At 66.2% G+C, this 16309-nt stretch carries 20 protein-coding genes; 11 read left to right on the top strand and 9 right to left on the bottom strand.

The features are described 5' to 3' along the window. Positions 1–252: 252 nt before the first annotated feature. Entirely contained in the window at positions 253–1608 is a 1356-nt protein-coding gene (locus tag KBY57_RS05865) for a cation:proton antiporter (RefSeq protein WP_254994963.1), read from the top strand. A 4-nt stretch (positions 1609–1612) separates the two neighbouring features. Then, on the top strand, positions 1613–2473 hold the full coding sequence (locus KBY57_RS05860) for a DUF6671 family protein (RefSeq protein WP_254994962.1): 861 nt from the start codon (positions 1613–1615) through the stop codon (positions 2471–2473). A gap of 6 nt (positions 2474–2479) precedes the next feature. On the opposite strand, the gene KBY57_RS05855 is transcribed toward KBY57_RS05860, so the two are convergent. The 3 genes from KBY57_RS05855 to KBY57_RS05845 form a co-directional block, all read right to left on the bottom strand. After that, positions 2480–2638, bottom strand: coding sequence for a hypothetical protein (locus tag KBY57_RS05855; protein ID WP_198953890.1), 159 nt, complete (start codon positions 2636–2638; stop codon positions 2480–2482). Between the two features lie 75 nt (positions 2639–2713). Next, a complete protein-coding gene (locus KBY57_RS05850; protein ID WP_254994961.1) occupies positions 2714–3097 on the bottom strand; it encodes a hypothetical protein in 384 nt (127 codons plus the stop codon). Between the two features lie 17 nt (positions 3098–3114). Next, a complete protein-coding gene (locus KBY57_RS05845) occupies positions 3115–3564 on the bottom strand; it encodes a DCC1-like thiol-disulfide oxidoreductase family protein (protein ID WP_254994960.1) in 450 nt (149 codons plus the stop codon). 59 nt (positions 3565–3623) lie between these two features. Between KBY57_RS05845 and KBY57_RS05840 the strand changes: the two genes are divergently transcribed. The 5 genes from KBY57_RS05840 (at position 3624) to KBY57_RS05820 (ending at position 7914) form a co-directional block, all read left to right on the top strand. Beyond that, positions 3624–4814 carry an NAD(P)-binding protein gene (locus tag KBY57_RS05840; RefSeq protein ID WP_254995093.1) on the top strand — a complete coding sequence of 397 codons (1191 nt, stop codon included), beginning with the start codon at positions 3624–3626 and terminating at the stop codon, positions 4812–4814. Positions 4815–5048: 234 nt separating this feature from the next. Beyond that, positions 5049–5432, top strand: coding sequence for a hypothetical protein (locus tag KBY57_RS05835; protein WP_254994959.1), 384 nt, complete (start codon positions 5049–5051; stop codon positions 5430–5432). Positions 5433–5490: 58 nt separating this feature from the next. Then, the gene (locus KBY57_RS05830; RefSeq protein ID WP_254995092.1) at positions 5491–6642 is read left to right on the top strand and encodes a glycosyltransferase; all 1152 of its coding nucleotides are present in this window, start codon (positions 5491–5493) and stop codon (positions 6640–6642) included. 43 nt (positions 6643–6685) lie between these two features. Next, entirely contained in the window at positions 6686–6979 is a 294-nt protein-coding gene (locus KBY57_RS05825; protein ID WP_254994958.1) for a cell division protein SepF, read from the top strand. Between the two features lie 83 nt (positions 6980–7062). Next, positions 7063–7914, top strand: coding sequence for an acyl-CoA desaturase (locus KBY57_RS05820; protein ID WP_254994957.1), 852 nt, complete (start codon positions 7063–7065; stop codon positions 7912–7914). A gap of 1 nt (position 7915) precedes the next feature. Here KBY57_RS05820 and KBY57_RS05815 read toward each other — a convergent pair whose 3' ends face one another. The 4 genes from KBY57_RS05815 to KBY57_RS05800 all read right to left on the bottom strand — a co-directional run bounded on the left by KBY57_RS05815 (position 7916) and on the right by KBY57_RS05800 (position 10419). Continuing rightward, positions 7916–8137 (bottom strand): hypothetical protein, encoded by a 222-nt coding sequence (locus tag KBY57_RS05815; protein WP_254994956.1) that lies wholly within the window; start codon positions 8135–8137, stop codon positions 7916–7918. An 87-nt stretch (positions 8138–8224) separates the two neighbouring features. Beyond that, positions 8225–9316 (bottom strand): glycosyltransferase, encoded by a 1092-nt coding sequence (locus tag KBY57_RS05810; protein WP_254994955.1) that lies wholly within the window; start codon positions 9314–9316, stop codon positions 8225–8227. Between the two features lie 19 nt (positions 9317–9335). Beyond that, positions 9336–9932, bottom strand: coding sequence for an esterase/lipase family protein (locus tag KBY57_RS05805; protein WP_254994954.1), 597 nt, complete (start codon positions 9930–9932; stop codon positions 9336–9338). A gap of 133 nt (positions 9933–10065) precedes the next feature. Beyond that, a complete protein-coding gene (locus KBY57_RS05800; protein WP_254994953.1) occupies positions 10066–10419 on the bottom strand; it encodes an RNA recognition motif domain-containing protein in 354 nt (117 codons plus the stop codon). 162 nt (positions 10420–10581) lie between these two features. Here KBY57_RS05800 and KBY57_RS05795 point away from each other — a divergent pair, with 162 nt between their 5' ends. Beyond that, positions 10582–10746 (top strand): Nif11-like leader peptide family natural product precursor, encoded by a 165-nt coding sequence (locus tag KBY57_RS05795; protein WP_254994952.1) that lies wholly within the window; start codon positions 10582–10584, stop codon positions 10744–10746. Between the two features lie 15 nt (positions 10747–10761). Here KBY57_RS05795 and KBY57_RS05790 read toward each other — a convergent pair whose 3' ends face one another. Beyond that, positions 10762–11895 carry a potassium channel family protein gene (locus KBY57_RS05790; RefSeq protein ID WP_254994951.1) on the bottom strand — a complete coding sequence of 378 codons (1134 nt, stop codon included), beginning with the start codon at positions 11893–11895 and terminating at the stop codon, positions 10762–10764. Positions 11896–12046: 151 nt separating this feature from the next. Here KBY57_RS05790 and KBY57_RS05785 point away from each other — a divergent pair, with 151 nt between their 5' ends. Both KBY57_RS05785 and KBY57_RS05780 read left to right on the top strand, forming a co-directional pair. Continuing rightward, entirely contained in the window at positions 12047–13312 is a 1266-nt protein-coding gene (locus KBY57_RS05785) for a ferredoxin:protochlorophyllide reductase (ATP-dependent) subunit N (protein ID WP_254987631.1), read from the top strand. A 47-nt stretch (positions 13313–13359) separates the two neighbouring features. Then, complete coding sequence (locus KBY57_RS05780) at positions 13360–14994, top strand: ferredoxin:protochlorophyllide reductase (ATP-dependent) subunit B (protein WP_254994950.1); 1635 nt, start codon at positions 13360–13362, stop codon at positions 14992–14994. 25 nt (positions 14995–15019) lie between these two features. Here KBY57_RS05780 and KBY57_RS05775 read toward each other — a convergent pair whose 3' ends face one another. Then, positions 15020–15175, bottom strand: coding sequence for a hypothetical protein (locus tag KBY57_RS05775; RefSeq protein ID WP_254994949.1), 156 nt, complete (start codon positions 15173–15175; stop codon positions 15020–15022). Between the two features lie 245 nt (positions 15176–15420). Between KBY57_RS05775 and bchL the strand changes: the two genes are divergently transcribed. Beyond that, on the top strand, positions 15421–16305 hold the full coding sequence (gene bchL / locus KBY57_RS05770; RefSeq protein ID WP_254994948.1) for a ferredoxin:protochlorophyllide reductase (ATP-dependent) iron-sulfur ATP-binding protein: 885 nt from the start codon (positions 15421–15423) through the stop codon (positions 16303–16305). Positions 16306–16309: the final 4 nt, after the last annotated feature.

Genomic DNA, 16309 nt, shown 5'->3' with positions numbered 1-16309 from the left:
TCGGTTTTTCAATGACCCTATTGGTGTTGATGGCCTTGGGCTGGTTGAGCCTGCGCACAGTGCTGTTGCTCAGTCAGGTGTCACGCCATAGCAGTGAGGCTCGGCTCGGCAGGGCTTTTCAGCAGGAACTCCGGGATCGTGGCCTGATTGATTTTCCCCCGCACCCCTAAGTGCTCTCTCAGGTTGCATCGGATTCAAGGCCCCAACAGCAGGGTCACTGTTCCTATAAACCCGCCACGCCAACGATTCACGATGCTTCCTGTGCCCTCCCTTCTCCTGGAGTTCAGTTCCCACCAGCTTGAAGTGGCGGAAACCCTGATTCAGGTGGGTCGCTTTGTGGTGATCTTCATCGCCGCTCGGGCCATCGCCGAAGTGATGGTGCGGCTGCAGCTGCCCACCATCCTGGGGGAGCTGGTGGCCGGGGTGTTGATCGGTGTCTCGGGCTTGCATCTGATCGTGCCGCCAGAAACCCAGGCCCAGCTCAGTGCTGGAGTTGCCGGCCTGCTGGCCTCCCTGGCCCAGATCAGTCCTGAGGCGGCGCGCGAGGTCTACAGCGAAACCTTCCCCAACCTGCAGGCGGTGTCCCAGCTGGGGCTGTTTGCCCTGCTGTTTCTCACCGGCTTGGAGAGCGAGCTCGATGAGCTGGTGGCCGTGGGCGTGCAGGCCACCACGGTGGCTGTGGCTGGTGTGGTGCTGCCCTTTGCTCTTGGCACCGCCGGCCTCTACTTCCTCTTTCATGTGCCGCTGATTCCAGCGGTGTTTGCTGGTGCCGCCATGACGGCCACCTCGATCGGCATCACCGCCAGCGTGTTTGGCGAGCTGAAGTGGCTCAAGAGGCGCGAGGGCCAGATCGTGATTGGTGCCGCCGTGCTCGACGACATCATTGGCATCGTGATCCTGGCGGTGGTGGTGGCGATCGTGGGCGGTGGCGCCTTCAGCCTGGGCCCGGTGTTGAAGTTGTGTCTGGCGGCGGTGGCGTTTGTGGCGGTGGCCCTGGTGCTGAGCCGTAAGGCCGCACCCGCCTTCGACTGGGTGGTGGATCAGCTCAAGGCGCCCGGCGATGTGGCCGTGGCCAGCTTTTTGGTGCTCACCGTGTGCTGCTTTGCCGCCCAGGCCATTGGCTTGGAAGCGGCCCTTGGGGCCTTCGCCGCAGGCTTGATCCTCAGCGCCTCGAAGCACACCCACGACATCGACGCGGCGGTGAAGCCCCTGGTGGCCCTGTTTGCCACCGTGTTTTTTGTGCTGATCGGCACCGGCCTGGATCTTTCGGTGCTCAATCCCTTCGATCCAGCCAATCGGGAGGGCCTGATCGTGGCCGCGTTCCTGCTGGTGGTGGCCATGGCCGGCAAGGTGGCCGCCGGCTGGAGCTACCTCAGCACGGAACCCACCAACCGCCTGGTGGTGGGACTCGGCATGATGCCCCGCGGCGAAGTGGGCCTGATTTTCCTGGGCCTTGGGAGCCAGGCCGGCATCCTGACGCCCGCCCTTGAGGCCGCCATTCTGCTGATGGTGATTGGCACCACCTTCCTGGCGCCGATCCTGCTGCGGATTGTGATTCCCAGCGAGCCTGGCGAGGGCGGAAGTCTCCAGTCAGAGCAGCCAGCCTGACCCAGTGCCCCTCGCTTCCCCCTATACGGGTCGAGAGATCTGCCTCACCACGCGGCATGGCAAGGAGCGCGCCCTGGCTAGGCCGTTTTCCTTTGGTCTTGGCGCCAGCTTGACGGTGAGCCCCTGCAACACCGACTTGCTCGGGACCTTCAGCGGTGAGGTGGAACGGTTGGATGATGCGCTCAACACCTGCCGGCGCAAGGCCTTGATGGGTCTGGAGCGCACCGGTTTTCGGCTTGGCTTGGCTAGCGAAGCCAGCTTTGGCCCCCACCCAGCGGTGCCGATGCTGGCCGTGGGGCAGGAGTTACTCCTGTTTGTCGACCTGGATCGGGGCATGCAAGTGCTGGAGCAGCGCCTCGATTGGCGCACCAACTATGCCCAGAAGCTGTTGGAGCCCGATGAGGATCCGACGACCTGGTTGAAGCAGGTGGGCTTCCCAATCCATGCCGTGATCGCCCGGCCTGCCGATGGATCCCCTGGCCGCTGGAATTGGCATAAGGACCTCAGCAGCACCGCGCCTTTAGCCGAGGCCTTGGCGGCCTGTCGCCGCGCCGACTCTCGCGGTCAGGTTTGGCTGGAAGCCGACATGCGTGCCCATCGCAATCCCACCCGCATGCGCTCGATTCGGCGCCTGGGTGTGGCGTTAGCGCGGCGTCTTGCTACCCCTTGTCCCAGCTGCACGGCTCCAGGATGGGGAGTGCTGGACATCAGGCCTGGCCTTCCCTGTCGCGCGTGCGGCACGGCCACAGAGCTAACCGCTGCAGAGATCTGGGGGTGCGTTGCCTGCGGCCATCAGATGGAGCGGCCCCGCCGCGATGGACTCTCGGCCGCTGATCCCGGGCATTGCCCGTGGTGCAATCCCTGAGAGCAATCAGCCGACGCTGCCGTGCCCGGGTGCCCACTGGTGGATCAGTTGTTCGAGGCGCACGAGCTGGTAGCGGGTCTGCTCGTTGGGCTGCTCGGAGTAGGCGCTGCGCAGGCTGTTGAGTTCAGCGTCGAGGGAGAGCAACACGGGATGGTTGTCGTTCACGGACTGGTCCCTAAACCAATTGCCCAAATCTTAAGGCTTCCTTTAGCGGCGGGCTCTTGAAGCCGCTGTATGTGCTCAGCCGCTGACGCCGGAGGCGTGGGGAAGGGGGCCGTCTTGGTCGGAGCGGAAGCTGAGGGGCATGGCCTGAGCGTGCTGCTGAAGCAGCTCCAGCAGCCGCTCGAACACCTTGCGGGTGTGGGGAGCGGTGGCGCCCATCGCTTCGCGGCTGAGCAGCACCACCTCCAGCGCCTTGCCGTCGGCTTTCGATTGCACATCGGCAAACAGCTGCATTCGCTGGCTTTCGCCGCCTCCGCGGATCATGGCGCTGAGGTGGGCCGGGGTGCGGTGCTCGATCTCGGCATTCAGGGCCTCAAGCACCGGATGGAGGGCCCCAAGCATCGCCTCTGGCGCCATGACAGGGCTGGGTTTGAGCACCACCAGAAAACGGGCCACAACCACTCCCTTTGCAGAGAACGCTACTTGTTGCGACCGGCGCCAACGGGTTGGTCGGGGTCGAGCGGTAAGCCCTTGATAGCGAGGGCCAACCGCCGCGCCAGCAGCAGCAGCGGATAGGTGCGGCGGGCCCGCTGCGGCGTTGCCAGCAGGGGAGCCAGCAGCTGGAGCAGGGAGGTGCTCGGGTGCAGCCGGCTGCAGATCCACTGAATCGCTTCAGCGCCGTGCAGCACCCGTCCTTCGGCGAGTACCACCGCTCCCTGGCTCAGGTCCCAGCCCTGCTGACGCAGTTGCCGGCGCAGACCGTGGTCGCTGCGCCCATCCCGGATCGTCAGCCCCGCGATGCCACTGCGCAGTTCGGTCAGTTCGGCGAAGTGGCGGCAGAAGGGGCAGCCGCCGTCAAACACCAGCACCGGTTGCTCCGATGCCGGTTGCACAGATGCCGTTTGCAGAGATGCCGGGTGGTCAGCCATCGGCTGCAGCCTTGGGGATCGCTGTCATCCTGAAGGCAACGCAGGCTTCGTTGGTGTCGATGCCCCGATCGGGCCCTAAATCCATTGCTGTCATCGGTGCCGGGGTTGCGGGCTGTGCGTTGGCAGCCCAGCTGCGGCGGCTGGGCCATCGCGGCCCAGTCAGCCTCTGGGAGACCGGTCGCGGGCCCGGCGGGCGAGCCAGCACCCGCCGTTCCCGCCACGATGCCGCGCTGCGCATCGACCACGGTGCGCCGCTGCTCAACATCACTGGCGACGCCGATCCGCTGTTGCTCCAGCCCCTGCTGGCCGGCGGTTGGCTTGAGCCCTGGTCGGGGGTGATCGCCCAGTTGCAGGGGGAATCAACCCTCAAGTTGGGTCAGGCCGATGCCCTGGGGCTGGGACAGCTCTACCGGGGGGCCGGTGGCATGGATCATCTGGGCCAGGGTTTGCTCCACCTCGCCGGCGAGAACGTCGATGCCCACTACGGCACTCTCGTGCGCTTCCTCAGCATTGAGGACGGTGTCTGGCAGTTGTGGGGCCGCGAGCGGGAGCTGCTGGGCCAGGCCCACTGGCTCGTGCTGAGCAGCACCCTGCTGGCCCACCCCCGCAGCCGCATGATCTTCGGCTGGGATGACGTGCCCCTGAAGCAGGCGGCGGCCCCGCTCGCCGATCTGCAGCTCGACCACGCCCTCACCTTGATCGCCGGCATCCGCACCGAGGCCCGCAGCAACCTGCTGGTGGTGTTGGATGCCGTGGCAGCAGCCCCCTGGCGGGCTTTGCCTTTCGGCCTGCTCCATTTGGACGCGGCGGCCCAGCAGCACTGGGGGCTGCAGCGGATCACCGTTCAGCCCCTGGCCGACGGACGCTGTGCCGTGGTGGCCCATTCCACCCAGGCCTTTGCCGCCGACCACCTTGATGTGTACGGCACCCATTCCGCCGTGGCCCGCATGCTGCAGTTGCCCCCGGATGAAGGCCGCGAAGACATCGTGGTGGCGGCCCTCACCATCGCCTTGGAGCAGGTGATGGGCCTGTGGTTGCCTCGGCTTGATTTGGGCCAAACCGACCGCCAGCTGATGCGCTGGGGTGCCGCCTTCCCCCTGGCGCCGGGATTGCCCTCAGAGCTGATGTTCTGCCCCCGCAGCCGGGTGGGCTTCTGCGGCGACTTCATCGCCGGGGTCGGTTTTGGGCGCGTCGAAGGGGCCCTGCGCAGTGGTGAGCAGCTGGCTCACGAGCTGTTGGCCTTCACCTGAGCGGGGCTGTTTGATGGCGACGGCTGTTTCATTTCAGACGGCTGTTTCATTTCAATTGATGCAGCGTTGCGACAGTTCCCCCGGACGGTGACCGATGTGATTGCCGCGTCTGGTCCGGGGGGGTTATCAGTTGGAGGAGAGACGTCCTTTGCGTCTTGGAGTGCCATGCGGCCGGTTCCCCCACCCACTGCTGCCTGTTCCGACCGGCATGCTTTGCCCCGGCGGTGGCGGCAATTGCCTGTGGCTCCCGCGCAGCAGCTGGATGTGGTCAACCAGGCAGCCCGCTATTTCGCCCATCACTTCTCTGAAGACATCGAACTCGAGGTGATGGCCAGCTCGATCGGGGTGAGTGCCGAGTGGCTTGATCTCTGTTTTGACCACTGCCGAGGCAAGACACCGTTCCAGGCCCTGCAGCACTTTCGCCTCAGCCGCCTGTTTGAGGGCATTGCCGAACACCCCCAATCCACCCTCCAACAGCAGGTGCATCGCTGCGGTCTTGCTTCGGTAATGGCGGCCAACCGGCTGTTTGAGGAGTTGTTTGGTATTGGCCTGGCCCCCTTCCGCCGGGTCTGCCGTCGTGCGGCCGCCGATCGGCTGCTGCACCATCGCTGCCCCTGACCTCGTGAGTGGCCTCTTGAGTGCTCTGGCCCTGGTGTCGTGCCTGGGGCTGGGGGTGATGCTGGCCTTGTTGGAGCGCACCTTCCGCACGGCGCCGGTGCTGCAAGCGGCTCCTGCCGGCGCTGGCGGCTTGGAGGCCCCCCTGTCTGGCCAACAGCCCACCTCCTGCACCGTGGTGGTGCCGGCTTACAACGAGGCCGACAACATCGGCGACTGCGTGACGGCGATCCTCGCCAGTGAGGACCCGTGCCCGCGCTGGTCGTTGCTGGTGGTGGATGACGACTCCAGCGATGCCACCGCTGAACTAGCCCGGGCCGCGGCGCCGGGGAATCCCGGTTTTGCCCTGCTGGCGGCCGGCGCCCGGCCGACCGGCGAGCGCTGGGTGGGCAAAAACTGGGCCTGTCACCGGGCCAGTGAGCAGCTCGACAGCGACTGGGTGGTGTTCATCGATGCCGACGTGCGGGTGGAGCCCGGCGCCCTGCGGGCTGCCCTGGCGGATGCGCAGGCCCATGGGGCCGACCTACTCACCCTGGCGCCGCGCCTGCGCTGCGGTTGCTTGGCGGAGTGGCTGGTGCAGCCGATCATCGCCAGCCTGCTGGGCCTGGGCTTCCCGATCGCGCGGGCCAACGATCCCGCCGATCCCCTGGCTTTTGCGGCGGGGCCGTTTCTGCTCTTCCGCACCCAGGCTTACCGCGCCGTGGGTGGCCATGCCGCCGTGGCTGGCGAGGTGGTGGAAGACCTGGCCCTGGCGCGGGCGATCAAGGGCCAGGGTTTGCGGCTGCGCTACCTGCTGGGCCTCGATTGGCTGACCCTGCGGATGTACCGGGATTTCGCCAGCTTGTGGGAGGGCTGGACCAAAAACTGGCTGCTGGGCCTCGACCGCGACGTGCTCAAGGCGCTGGGGGCCGGCGCTGTGGTGGTGCAGCTTTACGCCATTCCCTGGCTGCTGCTGCCCCCAGCCCTGTGGCTGGCCTGGCAGGGCCCTGCTCCTCTGGCGCTCTTGCCGCTGGTGCTGGCGTTGCTGGGCATTGCCCTGCAGCTGGCGATCCGGCTGTGGAGCCGCCGTCGCTTCGCGACCCCGCTCGACTGGTGGTGGTTGGCCGGCCTGGGCGGGCTGGTGATCGGCGCCATCGCTCCGGTGTCGGTGATCAGGACCCTCAGCGGCCGGGGCTGGACCTGGCGGGGGCGCTCCTTGCAGAGCCCGGGTTAGGGCCATACGTTGAGGGCACAGCGCCATCGGGGTTGCCCCAGGGATGCAGAGCCCATTTGGCGATTGGTTGCCCGAGGTGGTGGTGTTCCACCCCACCCGCTTTGAGGAGGCGCAGTGGATCGTGCACCACGTGCGCGAGCGCAAGACCGTGGTGGTGCATGCCGGGGCGATGGAGCGCAGCGAGGCCCAGCGCTTGATCGACTTTGTGGCCGGGGGGGTGAGCGCGATTGACGGCCAGGCCGAATGCCTCGATCCGCTCACCTTCATCTTTGTGCCGGAAATCGTGGCCCTGCGTCGCGATCCTGGCGGCCCCGATCCTGAGCGCAACCTGCACTGAGCCAGGCCGACTGCCGAGCAAGACCGGGTGCTGCAGGCTGCAGCGTTCTGCCTCCTAGGCTTTGTGATTGTTCAGGAGAGGGCTTGGTTCCCCGTCTACGTCGCGTTCTGTACGCCTTCGGTCCCGTTCTGATCATTGCCAGTCACTTCGGCTGTCTGCTGCTCCTCTGGACCGGGCTCAGCGTCGGGGCAGCCCTCTGGGCCTTGGCCCTCTACCTGGTGCGCATGCTCGCCACCACGGCGATTTACCACCGCCTGATCACCCACGCCAGCTATCGCGCCGCCCGACCGGTGGCCTGGATCGGGGCCGCGGTGGCCGCCTCGGCTGGTCAGATGGGGCCGAGCTGGTGGAAGGCCCATCACCAGGAGCACCACCGCCACGTCGATACGGCCGCCGATCCCCACACCCCCCTGGCGCCCTCGGCGGGATGGCGAGGCCTGTGGCGCTCCCAGGTGGGGTGGTTGCTGAGCTCCAGCTTCTTTCCGGCCAGCCTGCCGGCCGACGTGGAGGCGGATCCAGTGCTGCGACTGATCGATCGGCTCCATTTCGTGCCGGCACTGTTGTTGGCTGGCCTGTCCTGGCAACTGGGGGGTCTGCCTTGGCTGGCAGCCTTCTGCCTCAGCACCACGGTGCTGTTCCACGGTGTGGCCAGTGTCAATTCCCTGGCCCACCTGCTCGGGGATCAGCCCTTTGCCACCGGTGATGCCAGCCGCAACAACGGCTTTGTGGCGCTGATCACGCTCGGTGAGGGTTGGCACAATCTCCACCATGCCTTCCAGGCGTCAGTGCGCCAGGGCATCACCCTGCACGCTGGTCGCCCACGGCTGCTGATCGATCCCACCTACCGCTTCATTCGCCTGCTGGAGTGTTGTGGTTGGGCCTGGGATCTGCGCGTGCCGAGTCAACGAGCCCTACTAGCCCGCGCCGCTGACTGAGTCAGATGGCTCCGGCCACCAGGCTCAGCTGCAGCCAGCAGCCGCCAGGGGCCAGCTTCTCGACCACCATGCTCTGGAAGTGGTCGTTGGCCGCCAGGTGGGCAAAGGTGTCGGCGTCATCGCGGGTGTTGAAACGGGCCGCCTGCACCTGCAGCGGCACACTCTGCTCGCGCTCAACGACAGCGCGAACGCGATAACGACCCGAAGCGATGGGATCATCCATGCATCAATTCTGAGTCCCTTTCGCTGGAATCGCGACGGCCTTCAGGGTTTTCGCGACATTGCGAGCGAGGTGCCACAGAACGATCGCTTAGCGGGTGGGGAATTGGCGCCCCTTCCAGTTGATTGAGCCTCGCTCCAGGTTGAGAATCGCCAGCAGGAACACCCCGAGGAAAAACAGTACCGGCACGGGGAACACCAGGTTGATCCAGCCAAAGGTGCCAAGGCGTCGGGTGATCACCAGCAGCTGCAGGGCATAACCGACGTAGACCAGCAGGTTGGGGGCCAGGGCGGGATCGCCCACCATGGGCCAGTGCAGCACCGCAGCAGGCAGGCACCAGGCGGCCCAGAACAGCCCTGAGAGCCACAGGAGCACCCCGACCATCCAGGGCCAGCGCACCTCGCCGGCTGCGGTGGCGAAGTTCTTGTCGAAGCCCACCACCATGTAGCGCAGGCCGCCCGGATACATGCGGTAAGCCAGGCTGCCGTGGCCGAGAAACGCGCTCACCGGCAAGCCGGCGGCCTCGTAGCGATGGGCGAGGAACCAATCCTCCACCACTTTCCCGGCCACCGAAGCATGGCCGCCGATGCGCCCGTAATCGCTGCGGCTGGTCACCATTGCCGGCCCGAAGGCCACCCCCACCCGCGGCCCAAGGGGCACCGCCATCAGCCCCACCAGGTTGAACAGCACCGACAGTTGCTCGTAGGCCTGTTCGGTGCGGTGAAACGGCTGCACCGACACCAACCCGCCGTACTGCTGGTGGTTGGCCACCAGCTGGGCCAGAAACGTGGGGCGGGGCTCGGTGTCGGCATCGAGGAACACCAACAGATCTCCCTGGCTGCGGTTGGCCCCCTGTTGCAAGGCCCAGGTTTTGCCGCACCAGCCTTGCGGCAGCGGTGCCGAAGCCAGCACCGTGACGCCGGCGGCGCGGGCGATGGCGGCGGTGTCGTCGCTGGAGTGGTCGTCGATGACGATCACCTCGAGGGGTTGCAGGCTCTGGGCGGCTAGGGCTGCCAGCAGTTGGGGCAGGGTGAGCGCCTCATTGCGAGCGGGGATCAGCACCGACACCCGGGGCTGTCCTATGGGCGTGAACTCGGGCAGGGCCGGCATGCGCAGGCACAGAAACCAGCCCAGCAGCCAGCGCACCAGCAGGGAAATGGCCAGGAGATCCGGGAAGGGCATGGCATTCAGGGAGGCTTGCTCATGGGCGCAGCAGCTCGGCCACCAGGGGCTCCAGGGCCGCCGGATGGCGCATCAGCTGCTGGTGGGTGCGCACCGGTAACGCCTCGCGCGGCCCAACCGGCAGAACGGCTTGCCAGCCCGGCAGCACCATCAGGTCACGGCTGCAGTAGTAGCTGTGGCACTCCACGTCACGGAGGCCGTCGAGGTTTTGGTTGAGTTGGCTCAGCAATGGGCTGCCCCACTTCATGTCGGCGATGCTGGCCAACAGCCAGCGGGGCCAGGGCTGGGCCGTGAGCGTGCCCCGCTGCGGACTGCCCACGCTGATGAAGCGACGGGTGCGGCGATGGCCGCCCAGCAGCTGGATCCAGGTGCGACCGATGACCCCACCCATCGAGAAGCCCAGCAGGTCGATGGGGGTGTCGGGGCCGAAGGCGGCTTCGATGTGGCTGCCGAGCTGGCTGGCCAATTGGGGGATCGGTGTACTGCCGAGCCCATGGGGCAGGTGGGGGATGAGCAGGGGCGCCCGCCGATCGCCCAGGGTCTGCTGGAGGCGATGGAACAGCCTGGGGCTATCCCACAGCCCGTGCACCAGCACCAGAGGGGGGTGGGTAGCCATGCTTCAAGGCTAGGAAGCTTCCGGGCTCAGCATCAAAAAACCGCCCCCTGGGGAGCGGTTGGGATATCAGCGTTGGGATCCGGACGAAACCCGAATCCTGCAAAAAAGGTGAGCTGAATAGGTGAGCTGAAGCTCAGTAACGGCCGCCGCCGCCACCGCCGTAGCCGCCGCCACCACCGCCACCGCCATAGCCGCCGCCGCCGCCACCGAAATCACGGCGACCGCCACCACCACCACCGCCACTGCCGCGGGGCTCGGCCTTGTTGACGCGGATGGCGCGACCCATCCACTCGACGTCCTGAAGATCGTCGATGGCCTTGGTTTCCTCAGCCTCGTTGGCCATCTCGACGAAGGCGAAACCGCGCTTGCGGCCGGTGTCGCGGTCGAGGGGGAGGCTGCACTTGCTCACCTGTCCGTATTGGCTGAACAGGTGCTGGACATCTTCCGCTTCTGCATCGAAGGAAAGATTGCCGACGTAAATGGTCATGAACTCAGAAACTATGAATCGATCCTTCGACGGCCCAACAGAAAGTGGTCAGCTCGCTAGAGAGAAATCTTTGAATCATCAACAACCCTACAGCGTTCGAGGCCAGGCCACCGAATCCTCGAATCTTGGCTAGGCATGGAGGGTTCCACGCCATGCCCTGCCATGTCGAAAGCTCAGCTCACCGCCTTCATTGTCAAGGTGGACGCCGAAGCGGCCCTCAAGGCCCGGGTCGATGCGGCCGGCAGTGTTGATGCCGTTGTGGCGATTGCCCTGGAGCAGGGGCATGTCTTTTCTCCGGCGTCCTGGAGCCGCGCCCAACGGGCCTGACAAGCCCACCGGCCGTTAGTTGGTCATCACGTCCACGCTTTTGAGGGCGGGGCCCAGTAGCCGGCCGAAGGCCTCGAGTTGAGGCTGACTGCCCAACACCACCAGCGTCTGGCCCGGTGACAGGCGGGTGTCACTGCTGGGGTTGGCGATCAGCTCGGGTTCTTCGGGGCTGTAAGTCGCCCCGCGGTATTGGCGGGTGTCCCCATCCTCGCTGCGTCGGGGGGGCACGATCGCCAGCACAAGGGCGCCGGTGCGGGCACCGAGTTGGAGGTCGGCCAGGGAAGAGCCATTGAGGGGCCCCAGGTCAGCCGCATCACTGCTGAGCAGAAATTCCTCCACCTCGCAGCCTGAGCCCGCCAGCAGATCCATGAAGCTCACGGCCAGGGGGCGCAGGGCCTTGGCGGCCATGGTGCGGCCACCACTCACAAAGGGGCTGACCACCTGGTCGGCGCCGGCAAGGCGCAGCTTGCGCTCCGCTTCTTCACTGTCTGAGCGGGCGATCAGGCGGCAGTTGGGCGCGATGCCGCGGGCGCTGAGCACCACGTAGAGGTTGGAGGCGTTGTTGGGCAGGGCTGCCACCAGCGCCCGGCAGCGGTGGATGCCTGCCTCCAGCAGCGTTTCGTCCAAGGTGGCGTCGGCCATCAGCACCGGAAGCCCACGCTCTTCGGCGGCTTCCCGCCGCTCGGCGTCCATCTCCACCACCAGCATGGGAACGTTCTCCCGGGTGAGCTGTTCGGCGATCTCGTGGCCGATGCGGCCGTAGCCGCAGAGGATCACATGGTTGTGCATGGAGTGCAGCCAGCGGCGGAAACGGCGCTCGCGCAGGCGCCGGAAGTACCCGGATTCAGACAGCCCCAACACGCCCTGGATGCTGATCTGCACCACCACCAGGCCGCCCAGGATGAGCAGGGTGGTAACCAGGCGCCCGTTGGCGCTGAGGATCTGGGTGTGGCCATCACTGAAGCCCAGGGTGCTGAGGGTGATCAGCACCATCCAGTAGCTGTCCCCCCAGTCCCAGCCTTCGCTGAGGCGATAGCCGATGGCGCTAGCATTGACCAGCAGAGCCAGGGCAAGGGGCGCCCGCCAGGGTTTGCGGTTGCGCGAGGAGGGTGGTCTTTGGGTGGCGTAAAGCCAGGGACGCTTGGGCATGGGATCTGGACCCGGTGCTCCAGATCGCTCGGCTAAGGGTACGGGCAGTGTCCTGTTGCCGTCTGGTTGATCCCGAACATTTGGTGACGTTGTCCACCGAACGGCGGACGTCTCCGTTAACCCTGAAAGGTTCTTTCCGCAGCACGCCTGGATGGGCGCATCTTCGGTTGTTGATGATCGGCATCCTGCCCTGCTCAAAGAGAGCGGTCAGCGGGAGGTGTTCTGCGGCCTCACCTCGATTGTGTGGCTGCATCGGCGCATGCCGGATGCTTTTTTTCTGGTGGTGGGCTCACGCACCTGCGCTCACCTGATCCAGAGCGCCGCCGGCGTGATGATCTTCGCCGAACCCCGCTTCGGCACTGCGATTCTGGGGGAGCGAGATCTGGCCGGCCTGGCCGATGCCAATGAGGAGCTTGACCGGCTCGTGACGGATCTGCTGGTGCGGCGCCCGGAGATTCGCACCCTGTTTCTGGTGGGCAGTTGCCCCAGCGAGGTGATCAAGCTCGATCTGGCCAAGGCTGCCGAGCGGCTCAACACCCAGCTTGCCGGTCGGGTGAAGGTGCTCAATTACAGCGGCAGCGGCATCGAAACCACCTTCACTCAAGGGGAAGACAAGGCCCTGTTGGCGATGGTGCCGCTGATGCCCAGCAGCGATGTTGATCAGCTGCTGATCGTGGGCACCCTGGCCGATGCGGTGGAAGACCGCCTGGTGCAGCTGTTTGGCCGCCTGGGGATTCCTGTGGTCACGAGCCTGCCGCCGCGGCGCTCCACCGAGTTGCCCCCGATTGGCCCGGGCACCCGGGTGCTGTTGGCCCAGCCGTTTCTCTCGGATACGGCGCGCGCCCTGGTGAACCGGGGGGCGCGGCTGTTGGCGGCCCCCTATCCCTTCGGGGTGGAGGGCAGCCGGGCCTGGATGGCGGCGGGCGCGGAGGCCTTCGGTGTGGCGCCGGCCCAGGTGGCCGCCGTGTTGGATCCGCTGGTGGAGCGGGGCCGCCGGGCGATCGCTCCCCACCGGGAGCTGTTGGCGGGTAAACGCCTCTTCCTGCTGCCCGATTCCCAGCTGGAGCTTTCGTTGGCGCGCTTCCTGCAGCGCGAATGCGGCATGGAGCTGGTGGAGGTGGGCACGCCCTACCTGGATCGCCAGCTGCTGGATGCCGAGCTGGCCTTGCTGCCGGAGGGCACCCGCATCAGTGAAGGCCAAGACGTGGAGCGCCAGCTGGAGCGGGTGCGTGCGGCGCGGCCCGACCTGGTGGTGTGCGGTCTTGGCCTGGCCAACCCACTGGAGGCCGAAGGGATTGCCACCAAGTGGTCGATCGAGCTGGTGTTCAGCCCCATTCACGGCTGCGACCAGGCCGGCGATCTGGCCGAGCTGTTTGCCCGTTCCCTGCGCCGCCGCGCCGCCCTGTCGTTTGCCTGAGCGCCGGCTGCATCCCGCCGCCGCCACCCCCTCCTGTTTTCTCCCCCATGGAACTCACCCTCTGGACCTACGAAGGCCCGCCCCATGTGGGCGCCATGCGCATCGCCACATCGATGGAGGGGGTGCACTACGTGTTGCATGCTCCCCAGGGCGACACCTACGCCGACCTGCTGTTCACGATGATTGAGCGGCGCGATAAGCGCCCGCCCGTGACCTACACCACCTTCCAGGCCCGCGACCTGGGTGGCGACACCGCCGAGCTGGTGAAGCGCTCGATCGGCGAAGCGGTGGCGCGGTTCCAGCCGGAGGCCCTGCTGGTAGGAGAGAGCTGCACCGCCGAGCTGATCCAAGACCAACCCGGCGCCCTGGCAGGGGGCATGGAGCTGGGCGGCATTCCGGTGGTGAACCTCGAGCTGCCGGCCTATTCCAAAAAAGAGAACTGGGGGGCTGCTGAAACCCTCTATCAACTGGTGCGGGGCCTGCTGAAGGCCCAGCTCCCCTCGCCTGGCTTTGCCAAGCCCTCGCCCCAGCGCTGGCGTGACGAGGGCCGGCGGCCGCGGGTGAATCTGCTGGGGCCGTCGCTGCTCGGTTTTCGCTGTCGTGACGACGTGCGCGAGATCACGGCCCTGCTGGCGGAGTACGGCATCGAGGTGGCCGTGGTGGCGCCCCTGGGCGCCCGCCCCGCCGATTTACAGCGCATCCCCACGGCCGACGCCAACGTCTGCCTTTATCCAGAGGTGGCGGGTTCGGTGTGCAGTTGGCTGGAGCGCAGCTTCGGCATGGCCACGGTGCGCACCGTGCCGATCGGCATCGGCGCCACCGCCAGCTTCCTGCGGGAGTTGCACCAGCTGCTGGGCCTGGAGCTGCCTGCCGCGCTTCAGCCTGGCGCCGATGGCACCTGCACCGCCGAACGGCGCTCGCGCCTGCCCTGGTATTCCCGCTCGGTGGATTCCACCTATCTCACCGGCAAGCGGGTGTTCATCTTTGGCGACGCCACCCATGCCATCGCGGCGGCCCGGATCGCCAGCAGGGAGCTGGGCTTCCAGGTGGTGGGCTTGGGCAGCTATAGCCGCGAGCAGGCCCGTGAGCTGCGGGCCGCAGCGGCCGAGCTGGGCCTCGAAGCCCTGATCAGCGACGATTACCTCGCGGTGGAGGCGGCCATGGCGGCGGCAGCGCCGGAGCTGGTGCTCGGCACCCAGATGGAGCGCCACAGCGCCAAGCGCCTCGGCATCCCCTGTGCGGTGATCAGCGCGCCGCTGCACGTGCAGGACGTGCCGGCCCGCTATTCCCCCCAGATGGGCTGGGAGGGGGCCAACGTGATTTTTGATGCCTGGGTGCACCCGCTGATGATGGGGTTGGAGGAGCACCTGATCGGCATGTTCCGCCACGACTTTGAATTCGTGGATGGCCACCTCAGCCACCTGGAGGGGGCCAGTGCGCCGGCGAGGCCGGCTGAGGCCGAACCCGCCGGCGACCAACCCGCGGCGACGCCGGTTGCAACCGCGCTTCCCGGCCATGGTGAGCTGGTGTGGAGCCCAGACGGTGAGGCCGAGCTGGCCAAGATCCCCTTCTTCGTGCGGGGCAAGGTGCGCAAGAACACCGAGGCCTATGCCCGCGACCGGGGGCTGGAGGTGATCGACAGCGAAGCTCTTTATGAAGCGAAGGCCCACTTCAGCCGCTGAGTGCCGTCAGTGCAGCTGAGTGCCATCAGTGCAGGCGAGCTTGCTGCTGGCGTCGCCGGGCCATGCGATCGAACACATCGCCAATCAGTAGGGCGCCCACCACCACCATGCCGATGGCCACCGCGGCGGCCAGGGCCATGGTCTTGGCCGCGGGCATAAGCATGAAGGACTGCACTGTCATCAACCCGATTCCGCAACCCTTCACGCACTAATTTGGGCGTGCCGATCGTGGCTGGTGAGCGCTGCATCCCCATGCCAGCGAAAGTGCCGCGCGTCGGCCAGTGGCGGGGAAATTTGAGTATTGGTACTCATCGCCATGTGGGCAGATCCCCACCAACGCGGCCCGCGATGTTTCGCTTTACACCATCACTTGCCACTCTGCACCTGTGCCTGAGTTGGATGGCATTCGTAGCTGAACGCCTTGCCATGACAACGACCCTCACTCGACCCGACGGCGAGGGCAGTGTGCAGGTGCATCAAGACGCCGCGATGGCGATCGAGGAGGGTGCCCTGGTCTTGGCCGTGTACGGCAAGGGCGGCATCGGTAAATCCACCACCTCGTCCAACCTTTCGGCGGCCTTCTCGAAGCTGGGTAAGCGGGTGCTGCAGATCGGCTGCGACCCCAAGCACGACAGCACCTTCACGCTCACGAAGAAGATGGTGCCCACCGTGATCGATATCCTCGAAACTGTCGATTTTCATACCGAAGAATTACGACCCGAAGACTTCGTGTTTGAGGGCTACAACGGTGTGATGTGTGTGGAATCCGGCGGCCCGCCGGCAGGCACGGGCTGTGGTGGTTACGTCACGGGCCAGACGGTGAAGCTGCTCAAGGAGCACCACCTGCTCGAAGACACCGATGTGGTGATCTTCGATGTGTTGGGAGATGTGGTGTGTGGCGGCTTTGCCGCACCGCTGCAGCACGCCCACTACTGCCTGATCGTGACGGCCAACGATTTCGACTCCATCTTCGCGATGAACCGGATCATGCAGGCCATCAATGCCAAGGCCAAGAATTACAAGGTTCGCCTCGGCGGTGTGATCGCCAACCGCTCTGAGGAGACCGACGAAATCGACAAGTTCAATGCCCGCACCGGCCTGCGCACCATGGCCCATTTCAAGACCGTGGACGCGATTCGCAAATCCCGTCTGAAGAAGTGCACCATCTTCGAGATGGAGCCCACTCCCGAAGTGCTGGCTGTGCAGCAGGAGTATCTGAACCTGGCCCAGCGGATGCTCGACGACGTCGAACCCCTCGAGGCCGAATCCCTCAAGGATCGCGAGATCTTCGACCTGCTCGGTTTCGACTGAACCC

The organism is Cyanobium sp. Aljojuca 7D2 (genome assembly GCF_024346415.1).
Classification (GTDB): domain Bacteria; phylum Cyanobacteriota; class Cyanobacteriia; order PCC-6307; family Cyanobiaceae; genus Cyanobium_A.
The sequence above is the reverse complement of the archived record's forward strand: the minus strand, read 5'-3'. Positions and strand labels throughout refer to the sequence as shown.